We start from the raw sequence: 1,606 nt of genomic DNA on the forward strand, positions 1-1,606 counted from the left end.
GCCTCTCCTTTTAAGGAGGGGTGGTTGACGGTGTCTTGAAAAAAGAAAGGTTGAATGGTCTTGGTCGACGTTCGTTACTTGGCTTCGGCCGGGGATTCGACTGAGGCTTCGGCGTTGGCTTCCCGGGCTTGCCGCGCGCGGATCTTCCGGAGGCGCTTCTCGCCCCGGACGACGTCCGTCGTCTGGAGCGCGACGGAAAGCGCGATCAGCCCCAGCCCCGCGTAGAACGAGAGCCCGAGGTCCGCGGCCTCGCCGAAGATGATCATCGCGAGGATGATCGAGTAGATGGGTTCGAGGTTGTAGGAGAGGTTCACCGTGAAGGCGGAGATCTTCTCCAACGACTGAATCTGAAGAATGTACATCCCCAACGTGCAGGCGGTCGCGAAAATGAGCATCCAAAGGATGTCCCAGCCCTGCGGCACGAGGGGCTGCGGCGGCATGAGCCAGAGGTAGAGGGGAAGGCACAGAACCGCCGTCACGAACCCGCCCGAGAGCTGCCAGCTCATCAAGGTGATCGAGTCGAACTTCGTGCGGAAGATTTTGAAGAAGACGGCCAACGCCGCGGCCGCGGCGGCGCTCGACAACCCGAAGAGGATCCCCAGACGGTACTGCGTGTCGAAGTGGAAGATCAAGGAGACGCCCAGCACCGTGAGGAGCGAAAAGAGGAGCTCCTTCGCGCGGAAGCGCGAGCGCGTGAGAAGCGGCTCCAGAATCGCCGTGAAGAACCCGATGGTGGAGAACGTGACCACCCCGATCGAGACGTTCGACGCCTTGATCGAGGCGTAGAAGAGCGTCCACTGGAGCATCAGCAGCGCCCCCACCAGCATCATCCCGACGCGCTCGCGCGAAGTCGTTTTGGCGATGCGCTTCGTCACGGTGCCCCAGAGCCAGAGGAGGCTCCCCGCAATGATGATGCGCCAGAGCACGATGAGCCCCGGCGTGAGGTCGATGAGTTTCCCGAAAATCCCGGTCCAGCCTGCGAGCAGGATCGAGAGATGGAGTTGGATGAAGGCCTTCTTCACGGCGTCGTCTGTCAGTGGTTGCGGTCTCGGCGGAGGGCGCTTCGGTGCGCCGTGAGGCCTTGTTGTCTGTCCGCACATTCTAGCGGGCGGCCCCGCTTTCGGCCTCGTCCGGAAGGCCTATCGCGCGGTTTCCCCGAGTACCGGTATTTCCTGTAGATGCATAGCCTCTTTTTGACGCAGTTTCCTAGTCGGAGAAGCGGAACGCTGATCAAGTGTTCATTCAGAAATGGCTTGCAAAACTTAACAACAGGCCGGAGATCGGCGATAATGTGGGTGAGGCGAAGAGATGTCGGTTCCGGCGCCGCTCCCCTCAGAACGGCTTCCCCCGGAACCAGGACCAGGCGTCTTGTGAATCGCCTTTGGCCCCAACGCTTCTCGAGGAGGAAGCAATCATGACGGTTCCGCAGCATGAACATCAACCGGGCAAGTGGACCCGCGTCATTCTTTTCGTTCTTTTCCTGCTGATGCTCGTTCTTGTGATGAAGGGCATGACCTGGTGCATCGGCGGCGTGTGCGACGTCGGTACGGACCTGATCCTGCCGGGCGTGCATTGACCCTGAATTTCCACGCTGAAATTACTCTCA

At 60.3% G+C, this 1,606-nt stretch carries 2 protein-coding genes; one reads left to right on the forward strand and one right to left on the reverse strand.

Features of this window, described 5'->3' with window-relative positions; translation table 11 throughout:
- Positions 1 to 74: 74 nt before the first annotated feature.
- Positions 75 to 1,022, reverse strand: a complete 948-nt coding sequence (locus tag HMPREF9440_RS07190; RefSeq protein ID WP_008542872.1) for a DMT family transporter — start codon at positions 1,020 to 1,022, stop codon at positions 75 to 77.
- A gap of 212 nt (positions 1,023 to 1,234) precedes the next feature.
- Here HMPREF9440_RS07190 and HMPREF9440_RS11255 point away from each other — a divergent pair, with 212 nt between their 5' ends.
- The gene (locus HMPREF9440_RS11255) at positions 1,235 to 1,576 is read left to right on the forward strand and encodes a hypothetical protein (RefSeq protein WP_008542873.1); all 342 of its coding nucleotides are present in this window, start codon (positions 1,235 to 1,237) and stop codon (positions 1,574 to 1,576) included.
- Positions 1,577 to 1,606: the final 30 nt, after the last annotated feature.

Source organism: Sutterella parvirubra YIT 11816 (assembly GCF_000250875.1).
Lineage (GTDB): Bacteria > Pseudomonadota > Gammaproteobacteria > Burkholderiales > Burkholderiaceae_F > Sutterella > Sutterella parvirubra.